Source organism: Citrobacter amalonaticus, from assembly GCF_018252635.1.
In the GTDB taxonomy this organism is placed as follows: Bacteria; Pseudomonadota; Gammaproteobacteria; order Enterobacterales; family Enterobacteriaceae; genus Citrobacter_A; species Citrobacter_A amalonaticus_E.
This window is the reverse complement of record NZ_JAGTXM010000002.1, coordinates 801,050-824,694: the sequence shown is the minus strand read 5'-3', so window position 1 is coordinate 824,694 and position 23,645 is coordinate 801,050. Positions and strand designations below refer to the sequence as shown.

The 23,645-nt window shown below is 52.3% G+C and carries 25 protein-coding genes; 7 read left to right on the top strand and 18 right to left on the bottom strand.

What is annotated here, in order from left to right; all coding sequences use genetic code 11:
- Nucleotides 1-2: 2 nt before the first annotated feature.
- The 4 genes from citF to citC are packed head-to-tail and all read right to left on the bottom strand — an operon-like array spanning nucleotide 3 to nucleotide 3,820.
- The gene (citF, locus tag KE671_RS08415; protein ID WP_206162529.1) at nucleotides 3-1,535 is read right to left on the bottom strand and encodes a citrate lyase subunit alpha; all 1,533 of its coding nucleotides are present in this window, start codon (nucleotides 1,533-1,535) and stop codon (nucleotides 3-5) included.
- 10 nt (nucleotides 1,536-1,545) lie between these two features.
- Nucleotides 1,546-2,454: a citrate (pro-3S)-lyase subunit beta gene (citE, locus tag KE671_RS08410; RefSeq protein ID WP_206162528.1), complete on the bottom strand. Its 909-nt coding sequence runs from the start codon at nucleotides 2,452-2,454 to the stop codon at nucleotides 1,546-1,548.
- Nucleotides 2,451-2,747: a citrate lyase acyl carrier protein gene (gene citD, locus KE671_RS08405; protein WP_152405512.1), complete on the bottom strand. Its 297-nt coding sequence runs from the start codon at nucleotides 2,745-2,747 to the stop codon at nucleotides 2,451-2,453. The genes citE and citD overlap by 4 nt, the downstream gene beginning before the upstream one ends.
- Nucleotides 2,744-3,820 carry a [citrate (pro-3S)-lyase] ligase gene (citC, locus tag KE671_RS08400; RefSeq protein ID WP_206162527.1) on the bottom strand — a complete coding sequence of 359 codons (1,077 nt, stop codon included), beginning with the start codon at nucleotides 3,818-3,820 and terminating at the stop codon, nucleotides 2,744-2,746. Before citC ends, citD begins: the two co-directional genes overlap by 4 nt.
- 389 nt (nucleotides 3,821-4,209) lie before the next feature.
- Between citC and dpiB the strand changes: the two genes are divergently transcribed.
- Entirely contained in the window at nucleotides 4,210-5,871 is a 1,662-nt protein-coding gene (gene dpiB / locus KE671_RS08395) for a sensor histidine kinase DpiB (protein WP_206162526.1), read from the top strand.
- Nucleotides 5,840-6,517, top strand: a complete 678-nt coding sequence (dpiA, locus tag KE671_RS08390) for a two-component response regulator DpiA (RefSeq protein ID WP_206162525.1) — start codon at nucleotides 5,840-5,842, stop codon at nucleotides 6,515-6,517. Before dpiB ends, dpiA begins: the two co-directional genes overlap by 32 nt.
- 56 nt (nucleotides 6,518-6,573) lie before the next feature.
- On the opposite strand, the gene dcuC is transcribed toward dpiA, so the two are convergent.
- On the bottom strand, nucleotides 6,574-7,959 hold the full coding sequence (dcuC, locus tag KE671_RS08385) for an anaerobic C4-dicarboxylate transporter DcuC (RefSeq protein ID WP_206162524.1): 1,386 nt from the start codon (nucleotides 7,957-7,959) through the stop codon (nucleotides 6,574-6,576).
- 447 nt (nucleotides 7,960-8,406) lie between these two features.
- Between dcuC and pagP the strand changes: the two genes are divergently transcribed.
- Entirely contained in the window at nucleotides 8,407-8,985 is a 579-nt protein-coding gene (gene pagP, locus KE671_RS08380; RefSeq protein WP_206162523.1) for a lipid IV(A) palmitoyltransferase PagP, read from the top strand.
- A gap of 173 nt (nucleotides 8,986-9,158) precedes the next feature.
- Nucleotides 9,159-9,368 carry a transcription antiterminator/RNA stability regulator CspE gene (gene cspE, locus KE671_RS08375; protein WP_000034826.1) on the top strand — a complete coding sequence of 70 codons (210 nt, stop codon included), beginning with the start codon at nucleotides 9,159-9,161 and terminating at the stop codon, nucleotides 9,366-9,368.
- A gap of 53 nt (nucleotides 9,369-9,421) precedes the next feature.
- Here the strand turns inward: cspE and crcB are convergent, their stop codons facing one another.
- Nucleotides 9,422-9,805: a fluoride efflux transporter CrcB gene (gene crcB, locus KE671_RS08370; RefSeq protein WP_206162522.1), complete on the bottom strand. Its 384-nt coding sequence runs from the start codon at nucleotides 9,803-9,805 to the stop codon at nucleotides 9,422-9,424.
- 91 nt (nucleotides 9,806-9,896) lie between these two features.
- On the opposite strand from crcB, the gene KE671_RS08365 reads away from it, so the two are divergent.
- Nucleotides 9,897-10,685, top strand: a complete 789-nt coding sequence (locus KE671_RS08365) for a deaminated glutathione amidase (protein ID WP_206162521.1) — start codon at nucleotides 9,897-9,899, stop codon at nucleotides 10,683-10,685.
- 129 nt (nucleotides 10,686-10,814) lie between these two features.
- Nucleotides 10,815-11,018, top strand: coding sequence for a twin-arginine translocase subunit TatE (tatE, locus tag KE671_RS08360; protein ID WP_043001430.1), 204 nt, complete (start codon nucleotides 10,815-10,817; stop codon nucleotides 11,016-11,018).
- Nucleotides 11,019-11,115: 97 nt separating this feature from the next.
- On the opposite strand, the gene lipA is transcribed toward tatE, so the two are convergent.
- From lipA to KE671_RS08305, 11 genes are all read right to left on the bottom strand, one after another.
- Nucleotides 11,116-12,081 (bottom strand): lipoyl synthase, encoded by a 966-nt coding sequence (lipA, locus tag KE671_RS08355; protein WP_206162520.1) that lies wholly within the window; start codon nucleotides 12,079-12,081, stop codon nucleotides 11,116-11,118.
- Between the two features lie 207 nt (nucleotides 12,082-12,288).
- Complete coding sequence (locus tag KE671_RS08350) at nucleotides 12,289-13,242, bottom strand: YbeF family transcriptional regulator (RefSeq protein ID WP_206162519.1); 954 nt, start codon at nucleotides 13,240-13,242, stop codon at nucleotides 12,289-12,291.
- Between the two features lie 296 nt (nucleotides 13,243-13,538).
- Nucleotides 13,539-14,180: a lipoyl(octanoyl) transferase LipB gene (gene lipB / locus KE671_RS08345; RefSeq protein ID WP_206162518.1), complete on the bottom strand. Its 642-nt coding sequence runs from the start codon at nucleotides 14,178-14,180 to the stop codon at nucleotides 13,539-13,541.
- 102 nt (nucleotides 14,181-14,282) lie between these two features.
- Nucleotides 14,283-14,546 carry a DUF493 family protein YbeD gene (ybeD, locus tag KE671_RS08340; RefSeq protein WP_042320704.1) on the bottom strand — a complete coding sequence of 88 codons (264 nt, stop codon included), beginning with the start codon at nucleotides 14,544-14,546 and terminating at the stop codon, nucleotides 14,283-14,285.
- Between the two features lie 107 nt (nucleotides 14,547-14,653).
- Nucleotides 14,654-15,865, bottom strand: coding sequence for a D-alanyl-D-alanine carboxypeptidase DacA (dacA, locus tag KE671_RS08335; protein ID WP_206162517.1), 1,212 nt, complete (start codon nucleotides 15,863-15,865; stop codon nucleotides 14,654-14,656).
- Nucleotides 15,866-16,014: 149 nt separating this feature from the next.
- Nucleotides 16,015-17,130, bottom strand: a complete 1,116-nt coding sequence (gene rlpA / locus KE671_RS08330) for an endolytic peptidoglycan transglycosylase RlpA (RefSeq protein ID WP_206162516.1) — start codon at nucleotides 17,128-17,130, stop codon at nucleotides 16,015-16,017.
- A 10-nt stretch (nucleotides 17,131-17,140) separates the two neighbouring features.
- Nucleotides 17,141-18,253, bottom strand: coding sequence for a peptidoglycan glycosyltransferase MrdB (gene mrdB, locus KE671_RS08325; protein WP_061076819.1), 1,113 nt, complete (start codon nucleotides 18,251-18,253; stop codon nucleotides 17,141-17,143).
- Between the two features lie 2 nt (nucleotides 18,254-18,255).
- Nucleotides 18,256-20,157: a peptidoglycan DD-transpeptidase MrdA gene (gene mrdA, locus KE671_RS08320; RefSeq protein ID WP_206162515.1), complete on the bottom strand. Its 1,902-nt coding sequence runs from the start codon at nucleotides 20,155-20,157 to the stop codon at nucleotides 18,256-18,258.
- A 29-nt stretch (nucleotides 20,158-20,186) separates the two neighbouring features.
- Nucleotides 20,187-20,654, bottom strand: coding sequence for a 23S rRNA (pseudouridine(1915)-N(3))-methyltransferase RlmH (gene rlmH / locus KE671_RS08315; protein ID WP_003022725.1), 468 nt, complete (start codon nucleotides 20,652-20,654; stop codon nucleotides 20,187-20,189).
- Between the two features lie 3 nt (nucleotides 20,655-20,657).
- Nucleotides 20,658-20,975, bottom strand: coding sequence for a ribosome silencing factor (rsfS, locus tag KE671_RS08310; RefSeq protein WP_012904988.1), 318 nt, complete (start codon nucleotides 20,973-20,975; stop codon nucleotides 20,658-20,660).
- Between the two features lie 258 nt (nucleotides 20,976-21,233).
- A complete protein-coding gene (locus KE671_RS08305) occupies nucleotides 21,234-21,845 on the bottom strand; it encodes an adenosylcobalamin/alpha-ribazole phosphatase (RefSeq protein ID WP_206162514.1) in 612 nt (203 codons plus the stop codon).
- A 97-nt stretch (nucleotides 21,846-21,942) separates the two neighbouring features.
- Here KE671_RS08305 and cobD point away from each other — a divergent pair, with 97 nt between their 5' ends.
- A complete protein-coding gene (gene cobD / locus KE671_RS08300) occupies nucleotides 21,943-23,028 on the top strand; it encodes a threonine-phosphate decarboxylase CobD (RefSeq protein ID WP_206162513.1) in 1,086 nt (361 codons plus the stop codon).
- Here the strand turns inward: cobD and nadD are convergent.
- A complete protein-coding gene (nadD, locus tag KE671_RS08295; protein ID WP_206162512.1) occupies nucleotides 23,003-23,644 on the bottom strand; it encodes a nicotinate-nucleotide adenylyltransferase in 642 nt (213 codons plus the stop codon). The two genes, cobD and nadD, sit on opposite strands and share 26 nt — an antisense overlap.
- Nucleotide 23,645 lies beyond the last annotated feature (1 nt).

The following is a 23,645-nucleotide window of genomic DNA, read 5'->3' as shown; positions in this document are numbered from 1 at the left end:
GCTTATTCCTTCACCTGATGAACAACGTCGATCACTGAGCCGTCGCGATAGCGGACCACAGCAATCACACGGTCGGTGAATTCGATGGGACGCGGTTCGCCAGTGAGCTGTTGTGCACGTTCACGCAGCCACTCAATGGAAACCACTTTCATCCCCGCTTCCTTCAGGCGTTCCGCCAGTTCTGGACGTGCCGGGTTAACCGCAATACCATGATCGGTAACCAGAATATCGACGCTGGAACCGGGTGTGACACAGGTCAGTACGTTATCTACCAGCGTTGGAATACGTCCACGAACCAGCGGTGCGACGATAATCGACAGCGCGGCGGCAACAGCGGTATCGCAGTGACCGCCGGATGCGCCGCGAATGACGCCGTCAGAACCGGTCAGTACGTTGACGTTAAACTGAGTGTCGACTTCCAGCGCACTCAGCACGACCACATCCAGACGGTCAACGGAGGCCCCTTTTGAACCCCAGTTGGCATACTGGTTTGCGCTGATTTCGATGTGATTCGGGTTACGTGCCAGTGACTCTGCGGCATGGCGGTCGAAGCTTTGGACGTCCAGCAGTTTACGAATTAAGCCTTTTTCATGCAGATCGACGATGGTGGCAGTGATGCCGCCCAGGGCGAAATCCGCGCGGATATCGCGGCTGCGCATTTTGTCTTCCAGGAACCGAGTGACCGCCAGTGAGGCACCACCCGTACCGGTTTGCAGGGAAAAGCCTTCTTTGAAATAACCGGAGTGGGCGATGACCTCTGCTGCGCTGCGGGCAATCAGCAGTTCGCGCGGGTTGGTGGTCATTCGCGTGGCGTCAGCGCCGATCTTATCGGCATCACCGACCTGGTCTATCTGTACGATCAGATCAACCTGGTCCTGGGTAATGCTGGCCGGGTTATGCGGATAAGGCAGCAGTTGTTCCGTCAGTAGCACCACCTGACTCGCGCTTTCAGCATCAACGCGGGCATAGCCGAGTGAGCCGCAGCATGCTTTACCGGTGTAGCCGTTGGCATTCCCGAACGGATCGCAGGACGGGACGCCAAGGAAGGCGACGTCAATGCTGAGTTCGCCACTCTGTACCAGATGCACGCGACCACCGTGGGAGTGAACCTGAACGGGTTCTGCGAGCAGGCCGCGAGAGATCTCTTCTGCCAGCGGTCCGCGCAGACCGGAGGTGTAAATGCGGCTAACGACGCCGTTACGGATATGGTCGACCAGCGGTGCATGGCAATCGCTCAGGGAACTGGAGGCCAGCGTCAGGTTTTTAAATCCCATGCTGGCGATAGTGGCCATCACCAGGTTGATGGTCAGGTCGCCGCCGCGAAATGCATGGTGAAAAGAAATTGTCATGCCATCCTGCAAACCGGAACGGCGGATAGCCTCTTCAAGGCTTGCGCACAGTTTCTGGTCGCGCGGTTTCTGTGCCTGTAGAACCTGTTTCGCGGTGCTGGTATAGGTGGAAAGGTCGCTTTCAGCCAGGCGACTCCAGGCCGCTACCCGTTCCTGTCGTTGAGACTGTTCGTTTTTCTGGGTCATTGTTTTTGCCTTATTCTTCGCGGATGCCGGAAAGTTCTGCACGGGAGAGCACCAGACGTGCGCGCTCAATCACCGGGCTGTCGACCATCTTGCCGTTCAGGGAAACCACCCCGAGACCTTCGCGGGCGGCGGCTTCTGCGGCTTCCACGACCAGACGCGCGTGTGTCACTTCTTTTTGCGTCGGGGCATACAGGTTGTGCAACAGGTCAATCTGGCGGGGGTTGATCAGCGATTTACCGTCAAAACCCAACTGTTTGATATGGGCGGCTTCATGCAGAAAACCCGCTTCGTTGTTGGCATCGGAATAGACGGTATCGAAGGCCTGAATCCCGGCAGAGCGTGCGGCCTGCAAAATGGAGCAACGGGCAAACAGTAATTCAGTGCCCTCTGGTGAACGTTCTGTGCGCAGGTTGCGTACGTAATCTTCAGCTCCCAGCGCGATACCGATCAGACGTTCAGAGGCGTGGGCAATTTCCACGGCGCGAGTGATGCCTAACGGTGACTCGATGGCAGCCAACAGACCCGTGCTACCCGGTTCACGACCGCAGGCTTTTTCAATGCGCAGAATTTCGCTTTCGATATCGATAACATCCTGAGCGGTATCGGTTTTCGGCAACCGAACCACGTCAGCGCCGCCGCGAACGACCGCTTCCAGATCGTTGACTCCCCATTCGGAATCCAGCGCGTTAACGCGTACGATGGTTTCGACGTCGTGATACAGCGGATGCTGCAGCGCGTGGTAGACCAGGCGACGTGCGGTGTCTTTTTCACGCAGCGCGACGGAGTCTTCCAGGTCGAACATCAGGGCATCTGCCGGATAGATAAAGGAGTTGCTGACCATTGCGGCATTGGCGCCTGGGACGAACAGCATGCTGCGGCGAGTGCGGGTTTTGCGCTGTTGCAGAGAAGCGGAAATCATTGGCGATCCTCCCAGGGCAGAGCCGGGATGCCGCTGGCGCGCGCCAGTAATGCTTCCAGTCGTGCACGTAAAATGCAGTCCAGTGCGCCTTTATCATCGACATTCAATTGCACGCCGCGTACGTCATACTGCGCCAGAACATCCAGGATGGTGGCGCGAATGGCTTCACCAAACTGTTTCTCAACGCTGCTATTGATCTGCAGGTCAATATCCTGCGTATCGAGAGGGGCAATGCGTATCATCACATCACCGGACTCAAGTGTGCCTGCGACGGCAGCCTGGTTTATTTTCATTTTTCACCTGTTACTAATGCGGGGGTCTTTTGGCGGACTGTCGCGTGAGCGGGTGTGCGCTCAGGCATGCTTTGCAGGTATTGCAAAGTGGCTGAAGGCACCAGCGACGCGATAGCCGTGAGATCTTTTTTCACGAGCAGTTTGCGCACCAGAGAGGCCGAGATCGGTGTCTCCTGGAAACACAGCCGCTCGATTTCCACCAGTTCAATGGGCGGGGCGGGGAGGGTCGGCGTTTCCAGCCAGAAACGCATGTCGTGGTTATACTGGGCGGTTACGCCACAAAATGGTTCCGTACCGACAAAGCGATGGGTGATCCCCAGCGCGGGAGCCAGATACTGACGGAAAATTTTTAAATCGATTTCGGTGTAGCAGTGGTTGATGACGCTCTGTTCTTTGATGAAGTAGCACGGGAAGGTGGCTCGCGAAATGATGTATTCCGAACCGCGATGCACGGTGAGGCGCGCAATGTCCGCCGTACCTTTGAGGACCAGATCGAGTCGGTCCTCATACGGGAAACGGGAGGTATCTTCTTTCACCAGAAACAGATGAAGCCAGTCGCACTGCGCCGCCGCCTGTTGGATCAGATAGCGGTGTCCATTAGTAAACGGATTGGCATTCATCACGATGCAGCCAATTTTCTTACCGTCATGACGCAGTTTGCTCAATGACTCCGCGTAGCGTTTCAGGCGCGTAGCGCTGTTTTCCATCAGCACCATGATGCCGGGAACGCTGGTTAGCGTTGAAAATCCGCACTGCCGGAACAACGTTTCATACTCAGTTTTGGTATAAATGAAGAGATGCGTGCAGTGCCTTTCGTAGGCGAGATTGATAAGCTCTGTCGCCAGTGTTAGCGCTAGCCCCTCGCCGCGTACCGATTCGCTAATAGCTACGCACTTGATGATATTTCCAGCGATACCGCCGCAGGCGATGAGTTTTTCATCACGAGTAACGGTAATAAAAACTTCAACGGTGGTATCGACGCTCAGATCATTTTCTTTCAGGAATTGCGTGATCGCCGCCATTTTTATATTTTCTGAGCGTCTGACGCGCGTGAACACATTATTAGCAAACATAGTAAATAAGTCCTGGAAAGATATTGTTGTTGCCAGCTTTATGCGTATGTTGTATGAAAAAACGATTTGATAACGTTTTGTTTTCATTCCGGGGAAAAGACGATTTTGCAACGGTTTATTTCTTTTTTCCCCGGACACATACATCGTAAGGAGTATTTTTGAGGTAAATTTTGATTTATTTCACAAACACTTAGATGGTTTTTATGGGTTTAATGGTTTTAAGTTTTTTAATTATTCTTATCGCAGTTTGTGACGTGGAGTTAAGTGACTTAATTGATTTAACGTGATGAATCTGTAACGATCGACTTTATTATCTGTCTATGCAGATAAAACATTTTTATTACATTTGCTGGCGAACTAAACCGAATAATGCCCGTTAAGGAACAGTCATGTTGGTTCAAAAAAATAAAAAGCCGTTTTCTTTTTTTCGCCGACTGGCATTTCCGTTGCGTATTTTTCTGCTTATTCTTGTTTTTTCGGTGTTCATTATTGCCGCGCTGGCGCAGTATTTTTCCGCCAGTTTTGAAGATTATCTAAGTACGCATGTCCGTGATATGGCGATGAACCAGGCGAAGATTATCGCGGCTAACGATAGCGTTATTGCGGCGGTGAAGGACCGCGATACCAAACGACTGGCGATGATTGCCGGGAAACTGCAGAGCGACACCGATTTTGACTATGTGGTGATTGGCGATAGTCACTCTATCCGGCTTTATCATCCTAACCCGGAGAAAATTGGCTACCCGATGCAGTTCACCAAGCCGGGCGCGCTGGAGAGGGGTGAAAGCTATTTCATTACCGGGACTGGCTCCATCGGGCTGGCGATGCGGGCAAAAACGCCAATCTTTGATGATGGCGGTAAAGTCATCGGCGTGGTCTCTATTGGTTATCTGGTCAGCAAAATTGACAGCTGGCGACTGGATTTCATTCTGCCGATGGCTGGCGTGTTTGTTCTGCTGCTGGTGGTTCTGATGTTGCTCTCCTGGTTTTTCGCCGCCCATATCCGCCGCCAGATGATGGGGATGGAACCCAAGCAAATTGCCCGGGTGGTCCGTCAGCAGGAAGCGCTGTTTAGCTCAGTGTATGAAGGGCTGATCGCCGTCGATCCGGACGGCTATATTACGGCCATTAACCGCAGTGCGAGAAAGATGCTCGGCCTGCGTTCACCGGGTCGACAATGGTTGGGCAAACCGATTGATGAGGTGGTAAATCCATCGGACTTCTTTACCGAACAGATTGCTGAAAGGCGTGTGGACGCGATGATGAATTTCAATGGCCTGAGCGTTATCGCCAACCGTGAGGCAATCCGTTCAGGTGATGAGCTGCTGGGGGCGATTATCAGCTTCCGTAGCAAAGATGAAATTGCCACCCTGAACGCGCAGTTGACGCAGATTAAGCAATATGTGGAGAGTCTGCGAACGTTGCGCCATGAGCACCTAAACTGGATGTCAACGCTCAATGGCCTGCTGCAAATGAAAGAGTACGATCGGGTCAGGGAGATGGTGCAGGGGGAATCGCAGGCGCAGCAACAGTTGATCGACAGCCTGCGCGAGGCATTTGCCGATCGCCAGGTGGCGGGCCTGCTATTTGGTAAGGTTCAGCGCGCGCGTGAACTGGGTCTCAAAATGACGATCGTTCCCGGCAGCCAGCTTCAGCAGTTGCCGGAAGGGCTGGACAGTACCGAGTTTGCAGCGATTGTCGGCAATCTTCTCGACAATGCCTTTGAAGCCAGTCTGCGAACCGCGGAGGGGGATAAGGTCGTGGAACTGTATCTGAGCGATGAAGGCGATGATGTGGTGATCGAAGTTGCCGACCAGGGATGCGGTGTCCCTGAGGCGCTGCGCGAAAAAATATTCGAACAGGGTGTAAGCACCCGTTCCGATGAACCGGGTGAGCACGGCATCGGACTGTATCTGATTGCAAGTTATGTGGGGCGCTGTGGTGGAACGATTACTCTGGAAGATAACGATCCTTGCGGCACCTTATTCTCTCTTTTTATTCCGAAAGTGAAAAAGAACAATGACAGAACCATTAACCCTATTAATCGTTGAAGATGAAATGCTGCTTGCCGAGATGCATGCAGAGTACATCCGCCATATTCCTGGTTTTAATCAGATCTGGTTAGCCGGTAATCTGGCGCAGGCGAGAATGATGATTGAACGGTTTAAACCGGGTCTCATTTTGTTGGATAACTACCTTCCGGACGGCAAGGGGATCTCGTTGCTGCATGAGCTGACGGCGTCGCATTATCCAGGCGGGGTGGTTTTTACCACCGCTGCCAGCGATATGGAAACGGTGGCCGACGCGGTACGCAGCGGCGCGTTTGATTATCTGATCAAACCCATCGCCTATGAACGCCTGGGGCAGACGCTCACCCGTTACCAGCAGCGTAGACGGATGCTGGCAGAAAACGACAGTGCCAGCCAGCGACAGATTGATGAAATGTTTAATGCCTATGCGCGAGGCGAGCCCAAAGATGAGTTGCCCACCGGTATTGATGCGTTAACGTTAAATGCGGTGAAAAAACTGTTTGACGATCCGCAAGTACAACACACCGCTGAAACCGTCGCGCAGGCGTTGACCATCAGCCGTACGACCGCCAGACGGTACCTCGAATATTGCGCCAGTCGGCATTTGGTTATTGCGGAAATCGTGCACGGCAAGGTGGGGAGACCGCAGCGTATTTACCACGGTTAAGGGTGACGTACGGCCGGATGAGACATTGTGCGCCATCATCCGGCATGGGTTCTGAATCAGCCTCCCGTTACTGCGGATGAAGTACCCGGCACCATCACTTCGGTCGCGATGATAACGATCAACAGCCCGACCATGACGGGTACGGAGGTGCGTTTTACCACTTCAAACGGCGAGATTTTCGCCATCCCTGCCACCGCCACAACGACACCGGAGACCGGGGAGATCGTACGGCCCAGGTTGGACGCCTGCAGCATTGGAATCGACAGATACGCCGGGTTGATGCCCGAGGAGTGCGCCAGCTTAGGAATCATTTCAACGAAGGCATAGAACGGCGCATTACCGGAGCCGGTGGTCATTGCTGCCAGCATGGTCAGAATGACCAGTACCAGCATCAGAATGATGCTCGCCGATCCAAACGAGGTGGCGATGGAGATCAAGCTCTGGATGAAGCCAATCGTGCTCAGACCTTGTGCGAAAACGCCTGCCGCCACTAACAGCATCACCACGTTCGCAAAAGCATCAGCCATACCGCGATACGCGACTTCCAGTCCGGAATACACTTTCTGGGTGTTAAAACCTCTGACGAACTCCAGCACCGCCGCGATAAGCATGCAGAGCACCAGAATCGTAATGATGTGCAACTGCGGTCCCCATTTACCATCAAAAATCAGCACCCCGATAATTGGCGTAAACGGCAGAATGGCGTAGAACGCGGGCGCCGTGGTGGTGATTTCGTTTACATCCAGCATTTCGTGGGCAGCATTCTCTTTTTTATCCAGATAGCGTTGCCAGAAAAAGTGGGCAAGCGCCATCCCGATGATCGCCGCAATGGAGATAGGCAGCGTGGTTTTAAAGGCAAAATCGATCAGCGGCATTTCGGCTGCTTTGGCAGCCAGCACCACGTCGCCGGAGGTAGGAGAAAGAATAATGGCGGCAGGGGAAGCACAAATGGCAGCCGCGGCGCCGCGACTAATTCCCACGTTAACCATGATCGGGAAAAGTGTAGCCATCAGCAGTACGCCGAGTCCGGTGGCGGAAGACACCGCCAGGGACATCAGACAGGCAACAAAATAGGCGGCAATCATCAACAGATAAGGTGAGTTGATGTACTGCAAAGGCTTCGAAGCCAGTTTCACGACCATATCGTTCGCGCCGATGTGGGTCATGTAAGCGGCAAAACCGCAGAGCATCATGATCATCATGCCGAGGTCGCCGCCACGACTCATGAGCAGGATTTTGATGTACTCAACGATATCCGTTGCAGAATAGCCCGTGGTGGCTTCACTGGAAGGTAGCACTTTATGGCCCATCAGGGCGCTAATAATCAGCAGCGCCAGACCGCCAACAAAGAGCACGCCGGTTGCCGAATACCCTTTAATGATGTAGCGCGCTACACCCACTATAACCACAACTCCAATAAGGAGTTCGATAAATGTCAACATTGTTTCCCCTGTCGCGTGGACACCCAGAATTGAAATTAAGAAAATGCCAATAAGTTGGTGTGAAAATGTGCCGAATAAGTACTTTCTACTTGCTGATTAAAATCAATAAACAGAACGATTAACCGTTGGTTACTGTCTATTTTTTTTCGTTGCCGTGATGAAGGTGAAATATTTTATTTTCCGGTTCCCTGGAAAAATCTCGATTGTTTCTTTTTTGTCTTGTTTGTGTGGTGATGATGTTAATGAATGGCAGTAAATGAGTGTTTACAACGTGAATGGAGAAAAATCATACTACATCTGACTGATAATCCAGCGAAAAATAATGCCACAAAAAACAAGGTTTAATTGTGGCATTCAAAATCTTAGAACAATCTGATTCATGTCAGCGCTGCCGCTGTTAAGGTTTCATTCAAGTTGTTATTGGTATAATAAAAACTGAACTTAAGAATGGTAATAAACGTTGTGAGTACAGCTAAAAAATATATTCTCCTTTTTTCATTTATTTTTATTCAGTTAGCGATACTGCCACGTGCAGTGGCTGAAGAAAAAGGGTGGTTTAATACCTTTACAGACAATGTTGCCGAAACCTGGCAGCAGCCTGAGCATTATGATCTGTATATTCCCGCCATCACCTGGCATGCGCGTTTTGCCTATGATAAAGAAAAAACCGATCGTTATAACGAGCGTCCGTGGGGCGGTGGTTTTGGTCAGTCTCGCTGGGATGAAAAGGGAAACTGGCATGGTCTTTACATTATGGCTTTCAAAGATTCATGGAATAAATGGGAGCCGATTGGTGGTTATGGCTGGGAAAGTACGTGGCGACCTCTGCCGGATGACAATTTCCATCTGGGATTAGGTTTTACCGCCGGTGTGACGGCGCGTGATAACTGGAATTACATTCCTCTTCCTGTTCTGCTGCCATTGGCTTCCATCGGTTATGGCCCGGCTACGTTTCAGATGACCTACATCCCCGGTACTTATAACAACGGTAACGTCTACTTTGCATGGATGCGCTTTCAGTTCTGAACCGAGTGTTGGTAGTAATTTCCATATAAAACAGAGTGATATAAGCTTATCTCAAAAAATAAAGCGACATTTATCACTTTTTGCCAAAGTTCGACTGGACAAAGTGAACCACAATTGGTGTACTGGTACCCGACACAGCATTTGTGTCTATTTTTCATGTAAAGGTAATTTTGATGTCTAAGATTAAAGGTAACGTTAAGTGGTTTAATGAGTCCAAAGGATTCGGTTTCATTACTCCGGAAGATGGCAGCAAAGACGTGTTCGTACACTTCTCTGCAATCCAGACCAATGGTTTTAAAACTCTGGCTGAAGGTCAGCGTGTAGAGTTCGAAATCACTAACGGTGCCAAAGGCCCTTCTGCTGCAAACGTAACTGCTCTGTAAGCTTACGTCAGCCAGATTTCAAAACCCGCTTATTAGCGGGTTTTTTTTGATCTTTAGTGAGCGCTGGAGGCGGAAAATAGCCAGAATGCCAGCGCCGTCATCGCAAATGAGCCCAACAGGTTGACCAACACATTTAGCATTGCCCAGCCCACTCGACCTTCCTGAAGCAAAAAGACCACTTCCGCCGAAAAGGTGGAGAAGGTTGTCAGCCCGCCACAGAAGCCGGTGGTGATCAGGACCTTCCACATTGGATCGATATTAGTCATTCGGCTAAACCATGCCAGCCCCATACCAATGATGAATGCACCCAGTAAATTTGCGGTCAGGGTTCCTATTGGTATCGCCTGATGCATGGGGTTAAACCGCATACTGAGCATCCATCTCGCTACACTTCCTGTGCCACCGCCAATAAAAACCGCTAAAAGAAGTTGTAACACTGCTTAATCCTGCTATTTGGTTGGTATATAAGATAAGTGTAACGCTGAATAATCGCCGTTGGCGAGCCTGATAAACCTGACCGGAGGCATTATGTTAGTTGCTGCAGGGCAATTTGCCGTGAGTCCTGTGTGGGAAAAGAACGCAGAAACCTGCGTCACGCTCATGTCGCAGGCGGCGGGAAACGGCGCGTCATTGCTGGTTCTGCCAGAGGCATTACTGGCGCGAGACGATGCGGATCCCGACCTGTCGGTGAAATCTGCCCAGCCTGTAGAGGGGGATTTCCTGAAACAACTACGCAGGGAAAGCGCATCGAATACGATGACCACCATTCTCACCGTTCATGTTCCCTCGCGGGCTGGTCGTGCGGTGAACACGCTGGTGGCGCTGCGCGCGGGGAAAATCGTGGCAAGCTACGCCAAACTACATCTCTATGATGCTTTCTCTATTCAGGAGTCCCGCAATGTTGATGCCGGCAACGTTATTGCGCCGCTGCTTGACGTGGATGGATTCAGAGTAGGGCTGATGACCTGCTACGATCTGCGCTTTCCCGAGCTGTCGATGGCGCTGGCGTTGCAGGGCGCGGAAGTCCTGGTGCTACCAGCGGCCTGGGTCAGAGGGGCGCTGAAGGAACATCACTGGTCGACACTGCTGGCTGCCCGCGCGCTCGATACCACCTGTTATATGATTGCCGCAGGGGAGTGTGGGAATAAAAACATCGGCCAGAGTCGTATTATCGATCCCTTTGGGGTGACGATTGCGGCGGCGGCTGATGTCCCGGCGCTTATCATGACAGAGATCTCCGCTGAGCGGATTCGTCAGGTGCGGGCGCAATTACCGGTATTACGTAACCGTAGATTTGTGCCACCGCAATTATTATGACGTTTTTTTAAACACTACTTGATTCACCTTGTTACAGATTGCTATTGTGTGCGCGCGTCAAATGACCGTTAATATTCTCAGGTTACTAAGGGCGCGCTACGCCGCCTGTTTCAAGTTAAGAAGGTATCTATGGGTGAGATTAGTATTACCAAATTGCTGGTGGTGGCCGCACTGGTCGTTCTGCTGTTTGGTACCAAGAAGTTACGTACACTGGGTGGAGACCTGGGCACGGCGATTAAAGGCTTCAAGAAAGCGATGAATGATGAAGATGCGGGCGCGAAAAAAGACGCAGACGGCAGCATTCAGGCTGAGAAACTCTCTCATAAAGAGTAATAACCGGAGCCAAAGGCATAACCGTTTTACTCTGATGAGAAAAAACCCGCGATTAAGCGGGTTTTTTATGGGCGAAATGTAAGTATTTATTTCAGAATTACTTCACTTCCATCCCTTTTGCCTGCAGGTCGGCATGGTAAGACGAACGGACGAACGGTCCACAGGCGGCGTGGGTAAAGCCCATCGCCATGGCTTCCGCTTTCATCTCTTCAAATTCGTCCGGGCTGACATAGCGCTGAACCGGCAGGTGGTGACGGCTCGGCTGCAGATATTGCCCCAGCGTCAACATTGTTACGCCGTGACGACGCAGATCGCGCATCACTTCAATGATTTCCGCATTCGTCTCACCGAGACCCACCATCAGACCGGATTTGGTCGGGATCTCCGGATGCGCTTCTTTGAAACGTTCCAGTAATTTAAGCGACCAGTTGTAGTCTGCGCCCGGGCGAACCTGACGATAGATACGTGGTACGTTTTCAAGGTTATGGTTGAAAACGTCCGGCGGTGTGGCGTTCAGAATCTCCAGGGCACGATCCATACGGCCGCGGAAGTCGGGGACCAGCGTTTCAATCTTAATCGTAGGGCTTTTCTCACGAATTGCGGTAATGCAATCGGCAAAATGCTGAGCGCCGCCGTCACGCAGATCATCACGGTCAACAGAGGTGATTACCACATAGCGTAGGGCCATATCGGCAATCGTTTGTGCCAGCTTAACCGGTTCGTTAGCGTCCGGCGACACCGGACGACCGTGGGCCACATCGCAGAATGGACAGCGGCGGGTACAAATGGCACCGAGGATCATGAACGTGGCGGTACCGTGGTTGAAACACTCCGCCAGGTTTGGGCAAGAGGCTTCTTCACAAACAGAATGCAGGCCATTCTTACGCATTGCTGCTTTGATGCCCTGGATACGAGTGGAGTCCGCTGGAAGCTTAATTTTCATCCATTCCGGCTTGCGCAGCAGAGCTTCGCGCTCTGTCGCCACATTTTTGACCGGGATAAGGGCCATCTTATCGGCATCGCGGTATTTAACACCGCGTTCCATCACAATGGGTTTACTCATAGCGTGCGTGTTCCAGTTGCGAATAACGAGGGAAAGCGTTTCAATTCAAGGGAATGTTGTATTTATCAACTATTTTTGAATTCACTATACGCAGTATATCATCGAAACGGGCCTGAAAGCAGCCTGAGCGGCTGGCAAAATGTAAAATAGTTGTTGTTTTGTGCCATTTTCCTGGCATCAGTTTTGACCTGGTCGCAACATTTCCGTTCAGAAGGCGTCGCAGATCGCTGTAATGACGTTCTCCAGCACGGGATCGCGTAAGCTCAGCTTATTGTAATGCAGTGAAAAGTCGATTTTCTCATGGTTCAGTGAGGGATGAGGGATCCGCTGAAGTGGCCAGCAGTGGCTGAAGAGCGTGAAGAAGCGTGCGGGCATAATTCCCACCAGATCGCTGTGCGCAATGAGCGATGCCAGCGTGAAAATGTTGTAGCTGCTAAAGCTGATTTGCCGATCGGGGAACAGTTCCTGGATACGCTGGCGCAGGAGTGTGAAACTTTGCCCTTCAATCATTAGCAGACTATGTTCTGCTCCATTAAGTGCCTCAGGGGCCTGGGCGCGTGTCAGGGAAGGGTGGTTCTGACGGCAAACCAGTTCGATTTTGTCAGAAAACAGAACATGATTCTCTACCGCTCGGTTGCTGTAGATGTGGTTATCAATAATCAAATCGCTTTGAAACTGGCTGAGCTGTGCTTCGGCGTCATGGACGGGGATGTTACGCAGATGCAACTGCGGATGGCGAGTTTTGATGGCGTGATAAATCGTCGGCATCACCAGCGCGCCGATTGACGGCGTGGTCCCGATCGTGATCGTCCGTTGTTTATCATAGCTGCCGGTAAGGTCCAATGCCCCGAGAATGGACTCCAGTCCCTGGCTAATATATTCGTGCAGATGGGTGGCATAGGTAGTGGGCGTCACGCCCTGGCCTTTTCGAATAAACAGAGGATCGGGAAATATGGTGCGCAGTTTCTGAATGGACTGGCTGATCGCTGAGGGAGTCAGATTAAGAATTTTCGCGGCGTTGACGATTCCTTTATGAACATAAACGGCTTCAAAAATAGTCAGCAGGTTCAGGTCTATATTTCTCAGCGTTCTGAAAATTTGCGGCTTATCTTCGGGTCGTTGTTCGTTGAAATGTCCTTTCGGCTTACTATTTTCACTCACGTTCTAACTCCAATTTAATTCACATTATAAATAATAGTGATGCTTGTATTTTTTGTAAGCATGCGTTTGCACCACTATTGTTCATCTCGCGGTATCGATAACCTTTTTATGGCAATTGATTGAAGGTTTAACGTTGTATAAAGAAAAATCCTACGTCGTTTTTTATGACGGAGTAAACTCGTTAAAAATTCAAGCTAAGACAGACAGAAAATATAGAAACCAGGAGGAATTGTAAAGCATTTGAATTGGAAGAGGGACAATGACCCACGACTTTTTGGGCCATTGCATTCAATAAGTTAAGCAGGAATATATTCGTAAGAGGGATTATTTAGCAGCGCTAAAATATTGGCTAATAATCGTGGTTGGATATTATCTGTCGTGGCCTGACTATCCCATTGAGATATTTTTGCCATTTCCATTCCAGCATAGCCGCAGGGATTAATTCGTAAGAAAGGTGACAGATCCATATTAACGTTTAATGCCAGTCCGTGAAATGAACAACCGCGACGAATACGCAAACCGAGGGAACATATTTTCTTTTCACCGACATAAACGCCAGGGGCATCGGCACGCGGGTGAGCGTCAATATCCAGCTCCGCCAGCGTATTCACAACGGTCTGTTCCAGCAACGTGACCAATTCCCGCACACCCAGTTTACGCCGCTTCAGGTTCAACAGAACGTACATAATCTGCTGGCCTGGTCCATGGTAAGTCACCTGCCCACCGCGATCGCTTTGAATGACCGGGATATCGCCGGGCATTAAAACATGTTCCGCTTTTCCTGCCTGACCCTGGGTGAAAACCGGATAGTGCTCAACCAGCCAGATTTCATCGGGAGTCTGTTCATCGCGGGTGTTGGTAAAATCGTGCATGGCCTGGGAGACGGGTTCGTAGGGTTGAAGACCGAGCTGGCGGACCAGTATTTTATCCTGAGACAAAACAGCATCTCCGTAGAGAAGTAACAAATGAGGAAGGGAAGTATATCACAGCGAAGACGAGACGAGGTGGGCACCCGAACATGGTCGGGGCCCAAAGCTGTATTACAGAACCATACGGACGATTTCAATGTTACCGAGTTCTTCGTACAGCGTTTCAACCTGCTCAATATGGGTCGCATTGATGGTAATCGAGACCGAGTGGTAATTGCCTTTGCTGCTGGGTTTTACCGTCGGAGAGTAATCACCTGGCGCATGGCGCTGTACCACTTCAACCACCTGTTCAACCAGCTCAGGTAACGCCTGCCCCATAACTTTGTAAGTAAAAGGAGTAGGGAATTCAAGCAGTTCGTTAAGTTTGGTTTTCATGTCAGCTCCGGCGTAACGTAAATAAATAACAACTCCCGCCAGAGGGCGGGAGTTTTACTGATGCTTAGTATATGGGGATGGAAATCACACTTTCAAGTGTTCAATTTTTAACCAAACCAGTGATGGAACATTAATTTAATGTAATCAATGATTTTGCTGAAGAAGTTACCTTCCGGGATTTCCTGCAGCACGACCAGAGGGCGCTGCTCAATGGTTTTACCGTCAAGCTGGAAGTTGATGGTACCGACAACCTGATTTTTCTGCAGCGGCGCATGCAGCTCCGTGCTATTCAGTACATAGCTGGCTTTCAGGTCTTTCATGCGGCCACGCGGAATGGTCAGATACACATCTTTATCAACCCCCAAGGAGGCGCGATCGGTATCACCAAACCAGGACGGTTCAGATGCGAACTCTTTGCCAGCTTTCAGCGGGTTAACCGTTTCAAAGAAACGGAAGCCCCAGGTCAGGAGTTTTTTGCTTTCTGTTTCACGCCCTTTATAGGTGCGCCCGCCCATGACCGCCGAGATCAAACGCATCTGACCTTCGGTCGCCGAGGCCACCAGGTTGTAGCCTGCTTTATCGGTATGACCGGTCTTGATGCCATCGACTTTCAGGCTGTTGTCCCACAGCAAACCGTTGCGGTTCAACTGACGGATACCGTTAAAGGTGAACTCTTTCTCTTTGTAGACGGAATATTCGTTAGGAACGTCTCGGATCAGCGCCTGGCCAATCAGCGCCATATCGCGAGCGGAGCTGTACTGACCGTCGGCATCCAGACCGTGAACCGTCTGGAAATGGGTGTTTTTCAGACCCAACGCGTTCACATAGCTGTTCATCAGACCGACAAACGCATCCTGACTGCCGGCAGTAAAGTCTGCCATTGCAACGCAGGCGTCGTTACCGGACTGCAGGTTTATCCCGCGAATCAGTTGCGATACCGGAACCTGCATGCCCGGCTTCAGGAACATCAGTGATGAGCCTTTAAAGACCGGGTTCCCCGTGGCCCAGGCGTCGTTACCGATAGCGACCAGATCCGTCTCTTTAAACTTGCCTGCTTTCATTGCCTGACCGATAACGTAGCTGGTCATCATTTTGGTCAGACTGGCCGGGTCACGACGTGTATCGGCGTTTTGTTCCGCCAGCACTTTACCGGAGTTATAGTCAATGAGGATGTAAGACTCCGCGTCGATCTGCGGAACACCCGGGATCATGGTTTTGATATTCAGGTCATCGGCATGCGCGCCTGAAATAGCGGCTGTACAAAGAGCCGTGGTGAGCGCCATGCGCTGCAGGAAACGAGCGGAAAAAGTGGTCTTCATGGTCTGAACTACGACGTCCGTGATGGAATTAAAAAAAGTGCCCTACTATAGCAAATGCAGTACCGGCAGGCATCTGACTTTCCGCATGACTTTGTTAACGTTGTTAACGTCATTTACAGAAACTGACACTTCAGATGCCCCTTGTTACGTTACTGTGCGCCGGTAATGAAGGACTGTAATTGGGCTTCAGATTGTAATCGCTGTTGCAGCGCGCTAGCTTGCGCTTTACTGGCGAACGGTCCGAGCTGAATACGCCACACGGCGCCATTCTGCGTGACGCGTCCCGGCACGCCAAACTGCTGCCCTAAGCGTTGTTGATACTGTTGCGCTCGCCCCTGATCGCTCACTGCACCGACCTGGACTACGTAACTACCGCTGGCGGAAGCAGCGGCAGGCGCAGGCGTCGCGGCGGGTGCTGCTACTGGCGTACTGGCTGGTGCGCTAACGGGAGCCGCAGCCGTGGGCTGTGGCGCTGGCGTCGGTTCACTGCCTTCCAGTACGCCAGCGGCCAGGGTTGTTGGCGCACCGAGGAAACCGCTGCTCTGAACCGGTGCGCCGGCGTTATCCCCACTTTGCAGTGTGGAATTGCTGATGGCGCGAACGTCACCCTGAGGCTGCATCGCTTCCGGTGCGGAGGAGGCGCCGCCCATGCCGCCGCTCAGATCCGGACGTGCGGGCAGGGCATAAGTTTGTTTCGCCACCGTGGTACAGGCCATACCCGGACCAGACAATGAACCATCCTGTGCGACAATAATCGGGTCAATCCGGACTTTTGTGTTATTGGAAGTGTTCAGACGGTCGGCTGCGGCGCGTGACAGTGAAATCACGCGATCGTTGCCATAGGGTCCGCGATCGTTAATCCGCACCACGATCATCCGCCCATTGGCCAGGTTAGTGATCCGCGCATAGCTTGGGATCGGTAACGTCGGATGCGCTGCGGTGAGCTGCATCGGATCGAACGCTTCGCCTGAAGCGGTCAGATTACTGCCTGGCTCGGCATCGTAGATCGCCGCGAACCCTGCCTGACTAAAGCGCGAAACATCCTGCACAATCTGGTAGCGCTTACCGTCTCGCTGGTAATCCTGATTAGCGGTCGGGTTGAGCGGTTCAAAACGCGGATCGGCCCCGCTGATTTCAACGACGGGTCCATTACATACCGCTGGCTGCGGCGCGACGGTATTTTGTTGCTGACCATCATCACTCGTACATGCCGCGAGCAGCATAATTCCTGCTGCGACGCAGACTCCAGGCAATTGCTTACGCATTGCGCACCCCTTACACGCTTTTCGATAACATTTTTCTGTGGGTGTGGATCGACATGACAATCCCGAACCCGGCCATCAACACGATCAGTGCTGAGCCTCCGTAACTGACCAACGGAAGCGGAACGCCTACAACAGGCAAAATCCCACTCACCATACCAATATTCACGAAGACATAAACGAATAAAATCAACATTAGTCCACCGGCCATCACGCGACCAAAGGTGGTTTGTGCATGGGCGGCAATCCACAGGCCACGCATAATCAGCAGAATATACAGTGCCAGTAGGATCAATATCCCGATCAGGCCGAGTTCCTCCGCCAGGACGGCGAAGATAAAGTCGGTGTGGCGTTCGGGCAAAAATTCCAGTTGCGACTGGGTACCGTGTAACCAACCCTTACCGCTCAGACCGCCGGAACCGATCGCAATTTTAGACTGAATAATGTGGTAACCGGCACCCAACGGGTCGGTTTCCGGGTCAAGCAGCATCATCACACGCTGACGCTGATAATCATGCATCAGGAAGAACCACAGGATCGGGATAAACGCCGCGACCAGCAGCACAGCGACGCCAATTAGACGCCAGCTCAGACCGGAGAGGAACAGCACGAATAGCCCGGAAAGGGCGACCAGAATAGAGGTCCCGAGGTCAGGTTGCGCCGCCACCAGTAGTGTCGGCATAAAAATCAGCACCAGCGCGATGGCGGTGTTCTTCAGGGACGGTGGACAGACGTCGCGGTTGATAAAACGGGCAACCATCAGAGGTACCGCGATTTTGGCGATTTCAGAAGGTTGAAAACGTACGATACCGAGGTCCAGCCAACGCTGCGCGCCTTTGGATATCGCCCCGAAGGCATCGACCGCCACCAGCAAAATAATACAGAAAATATAGAGATACGGCGCCCAGCCTTCATAAACGCGGGGTGGGATCTGCGCCATGACCACCATGATCACCAGGCCCATCGCAATCTGACCGACTTTACGCTCCATCATGCCAATGTCCTGGCCGCTGGCGCTCCAGATAACCAGTGAGCTGTACACCAGCAGCGCCAGCAAAATCAGCAACATGGTGGGATCGATATGGATTTTATCCCAGAATGTTTTTTTATTCGGATTATCCGTCATGGTTATTGATCCTCCGCCGCTGCAACCGCCGGATTTTCCGCTGGCAGATCGGTGTTGTTATCGCCCAACATGATGTGGTCAAGAATCTGACGCATAATGGTCCCTACTGCCGGGCCCGCCCCCCCGTTTTCCAGGATGATAGCGACGGCCACCTGCGGATTGTTATACGGAGCAAATGCCGTCATCAGTTTGTGGTCACGCAGACGCTCGGCAATTTTATGGGCGTTATACGTTTCATTCGCTTTCAGGCCAAAGACCTGCGCGGTACCGGATTTAGCGGCAATTTTATACGGCGCGCTGGCGAAATATTTATGTGCGGTCCCGTTGCCACGGTTGGCGACGCCATACATACCGTCTTTCGCCAGTTCCCAGTAGCCAGAGTGAATATCGCCGACCGGTGGTTCCTGCGGCTGTACCCAGGGAACCTTCTTGCCATTTTCAGCGGTACTCATCAGCAGATGAGGTACCTTCACCACACCGTCGTTAATCAGAATCATCAGCGCCTTACTCATCTGAATCGGGGTTGCCGTCCAGTAGCCCTGACCGATGCCAACCGGGATGGTATCACCCTGATACCAGGGTTTTTTAAAGCGTTTGAGCTTCCATTCGCGGGTAGGCATGTTGCCGGAACGCTCTTCCGCCAGATCGATGCCGGTATAGTGACCGTATCCGAATTTGCCCATCCACTCAGAGAGGCGATCGATCCCCATATCATAGGCGACCTGATAGAAGAAGGTGTCCGCCGATTCTTCCAGTGATTTGGTGATGTTCAGGTGTCCGTGACCCCACTTCTTCCAGTCACGGTAGCGTTTTTCTGAGCCTGGCAACTGCCACCATCCAGGATCAAACAGGCTGGTATTGCGGGTGATAACACCTGCGCTTAATGCCGACACGGCAACATACGGTTTTACCGTCGACGCAGGTGGATAAACCCCTTGCGTTGCACGGTTGACCAGCGGTGTGTTCGGATCGTTAAGCAGGCCGGAATAGTCTTTACTGGAGATACCGTCGACGAAGAGGTTCGGGTCGTAGCTTGGCATCGAAACCAGCGCCAGTACGCCGCCGGTGCGCGGGTCGGTCACCACCACGGCGGCGCGACTGCCGGCAAGCAGCGTCTCGATATACTGCTGTAGTTTAAGATCCAGCGTCAGGTAGATGTCGTGTCCGGCCTGCGGTGGAACTTCTTTGAGTTGGCGGATGACGCGGCCACGGTTATTGACTTCGACTTCCTCGTATCCCGTTTGACCGTGCAGCACATCTTCGTAGTAGCGCTCAATCCCCAGTTTCCCGATGTCATGCGTCGCAGCGTAGTTCGCCAGTTTGCCGTCTTTATCCAGTCGCTCAACGTCTTTATCGTTAATCTTCGACACGTAGCCAATGACGTGGGTGAGCGCGGAACCGTACGGGTAGAACCGGCGCTTATAGCCTTTCACTTCCACACCCGGGAAGCGGTACTGGTTCACGGCAAAACGCGCAACCTGTACTTCGGTAAGGTTGGTTTTGACAGGAATAGAGGTAAAGCGATGGGACCGCGCGCGTTCTTTTTTGAATGCTGCAATATCATCATCGGTCAGATCGACGACGCTGCGCAAGGCATCCAGCGTTTGCTGCACGTTGTCGACCTTCTCGGGCATCATTTCGATCTGGTAAATAGTGCGGTTCAGCGCGAGCGGAATACCGTTACGGTCATAGATGATGCCGCGGCTGGGGGCGATGGGCACCAGCTTAATTCGGTTTTCATTGGAGCGAGTCTGGTAATCGGTAAAACGGACGATCTGTAGATTATACAGGTTGGCGATAAGCACGCCGGTGAGCAGTAAGATACCCAAAAAAGCGACCAGCGCCCGGCGCACAAATAGCGCGGACTCAGCCGTATAGTCGCGAAAAGAATTCTGTAATTTCATCCGCTGCTTAGTCTACTCAAGCTCAGTGATCATTCACGGTGATAAGGGTGATTAGTGGTAATGCTCCACGCCCGATACAGGCTCTCTGCCACCAGCACCCGGACAAGCGGATGAGGAAGCGTTAGCGCAGAGAGCGACCAACTTTGTTCTGCCGCGGCTTTACAGGCAGGGGATAATCCCTCCGGCCCGCCAATTAACAGGCTGACATCACGCCCGTCCAGTTTCCAGCGTTCCAGCTCGGTCGCCAGTTGCGGCGTGTCCCAGGGTTTACCGGGAATATCCAGGGTGACGATGCGGTTTTTACCAGCGGCAGCCAGCATCTGTTCACCCTCTTTGTCGAGAATACGTTTGATATCCGCGTTCTTGCCACGTTTGCCGGCCGGAATTTCGATCAGCTCAAAAGGCATATCTTTAGGAAAGCGCCGCAGATACTCGGTAAAACCGGTTTGTACCCAGTCGGGCATTTTCGTGCCTACCGCGACAAGTTGAAGCTTCACGCATTAACTCCAGAGTTTTTCCAGCTCATACAGGCGACGACTCTCTTCCTGCATAACGTGGACAATCACTTCACCCAGGTCAACGACGATCCAGTCGGCGACGCTCTCACCTTCCACGCCCAACGGCAGCATTCCAGCCGCGCGAGATTCCTGAACGACGTGGTCAGCAATAGACATGACGTGACGGCTGGAGGTACCGGTACAGATGATCATGCAGTCGGTGATACTGGATTTGCCCTGAACGTCTAAGGCGATGATGTCCTGACCTTTAAGGTCATCAATTTTGTCGATAACAAAATCCTGGAGTGCTTTACCCTGCAAGTTTTCCCCCTGGGTGCATGAATGAGTATTAATAAGCCTGTCAGTATACCTGAACCCACAGTCTTTTCGGGACAAATGTCACCGGGCGGTTTTTAAAAGTGGGCTATCATCCCACCCCATGCAACAGAATGCATCGCCATTTTTGTAAAACAATTTCTGCAAAACGCTGAAGGGCGGGAAAAGTCTGGCAGCGGAGAATAGCAGCCTGTCCGGGGGTGTCAATGGGCGGAAGGTTCCTGGCGGTAAAAAACAGATGTTTCACTCACCTGGCGTCCATATTGCCCTGCTGTTGAGAACCCGAAGCGTGGCAAAATCGCCAGTAAAATCAATGGCGCTCCAGCAGCCCTGCTCAACGCGAAAATGCCACATCGCCGCGGCAGGCATGGCAAGCAACCGGGCGATTAACAGGCTGAGAACACCCTGATGGCTGACTATCAGCACATGTTCATGGTGCTGATAGTCAGCAAGGAGCGCAATTGCCTGCTCAACCCGCTGGGCGAAGCTCTGAAATCCTTCCCCATTGGTTGGTGTCGCGTTTTGCCAGTCGTTACACCATGCCGCATAGTTCTCGGCATCTTCGCGAGCCAGATCCTGGTGATGACGCATCTCCCAGTCTCCAAAGAACATCTCATTGAGCTCAGGCTTTACATGCAGCGGCAGTTCACGCCCCTGAAGTACTAAGCGCGCCGTGTGCTGCGCGCGCGCCAGCTCGCTACACAGTACCTGCTCAAAGGGGACCTGGCGAAGCAGCGCATTCAGCGTTTGCGCCTGCGCCACGCCGCGTCTGGTCAACGATGTTGGGGCATGACCGCTGTACAATCCCGCCACATTTGCCTCGGTTTCACCATGACGAACTAGCCAGAGTCGCATTTTTCCCTCGTGATACGTATTCGCGCAAAACATGACATTCGCCCTGAATGCGCGTGCTGTTTTCTCTAAAATAGTCTCTTTTGCCAGGAGCGGCACGATGCCTCTATTCAAAAGCGCCCACGGCGGTAACACCCGTGAGGCGGCTGAGTTCCTCGGGATCTCGCCCGAGAAGTTGCTGGATTTTAGCGCGAATATTAATCCTCTGGGTATGCCAGAATCGGTAAAACGCGCCATTGTCGACAATTTACACCTTGCCGAGCGCTATCCTGACGTTGATTACCGCCACCTGCATCAGGCGCTGGCCCGACATCATCAGGTGCCAGCCGAATGGATCCTCGCCGGAAACGGTGAGACCGAGTCGATCTTTACCCTGGTGAACAATTTGAAACCGCGGCGAGCGATGGTCGTCGCGCCGGGATTTGCCGAATACCGGCGCGCGTTGCAGTGGGGGGAATGCGTCATTGATACGTTCATGCTGCGTGAAGAGGATGGATGGCAGCTAACCGGGGCGATTCTTGATGCGTTAACGGCAGAGCTGGACTGTCTGTTTTTGTGCACGCCTAACAATCCCACCGGATTACTGCCGGAGCGGGCGTTACTCGAAGCGATTGCCGGGCGCTGTCAGGCGCTGAATATTGCGCTGATTCTTGATGAAGCATTTATCGATTTTATTGCTGACGAAGCGGGATTTATTCCGCTGTTAAAGGATAACCCGCATATCTGGGTTCTGCGTTCACTGACAAAATTCTATGCCATCCCGGGGCTGCGGCTGGGATATCTCATCAATAGCGATGTGCAGGCGGTCGCGGCGTTGAGAGCACGTCAGATGCCGTGGTCAGTCAACGCTTTTGCCGCCCTGGCAGGGGAGCAGGTTCTGGAGGATACCGCATATCAACAAACGACGTGGCAGTGGCTGCGGGAAGAGGGCGGACGTTTTTATCAGCAGTTATGTGCGCTGCCGGAACTGACGGTGTATCCAGGCCAGGCGAATTATCTTCTGCTGCGCTGCGAAACCGATCTTCAGCGCGCTTTGCTGGCGAGACATATTCTGATCCGCAGTTGTGCCAATTATCCGGGTCTTGATGGACGCTATTTCCGCGTGGCAATACGCAGTCAGGAAGAGAATAACCGCCTGCTGGCGGCGTTAACTGAAGTGCTTAGCGATACAGTCCGTGCTGATTGATATAGTCCAGCACCGCATGCGGCATCAGGTCATCACAGGGTTCACCGTTCTCCAGGCGTTCCCGGATGATCGTGGCGGAAATATTGAACCACGGCGTCTCGGCGAGATAGATTTTCCCGGCTGGTAGCAGGTGCAGATCGTCCGGCGTATTCGTCAGATGTTGATCCAGCCAATGCTGATGCTGTTCCTGCGCCATTTCAAGCGGATAGCCCGGACGACGGCAGACAATCAGATGGGTATTGTCGAGAATGGTTTCATAGTCATGCCAGGTCGGGAAGGTCAGCAACGAGTCCTGACCAATAATAAACGCCAGCGGGGCATCCGGGCCTTGCTCTTCACGCCAGGCCTTTAGCGTTTGCGCCGTATAAGAAGGGGTGTCGTGCTTCAGTTCGCGCTCATCGAGGATAAACAGCGGCTTGTCGGCAATCGCCAGTTCAAGCATGGTTTTCCGCTGTGCGCTGGTGGCTTCTGGCTGCGGACGATGAGGGGGAACATTATTGGGCATCACGATCACCCGCGACAGACCAATCAGATTGGCCAGCGTTTCCACGGGCTTGAGGTGACCATAGTGCACCGGATCGAAGGTGCCGCCAAAGAGAGCTTGTAACGATTTCATA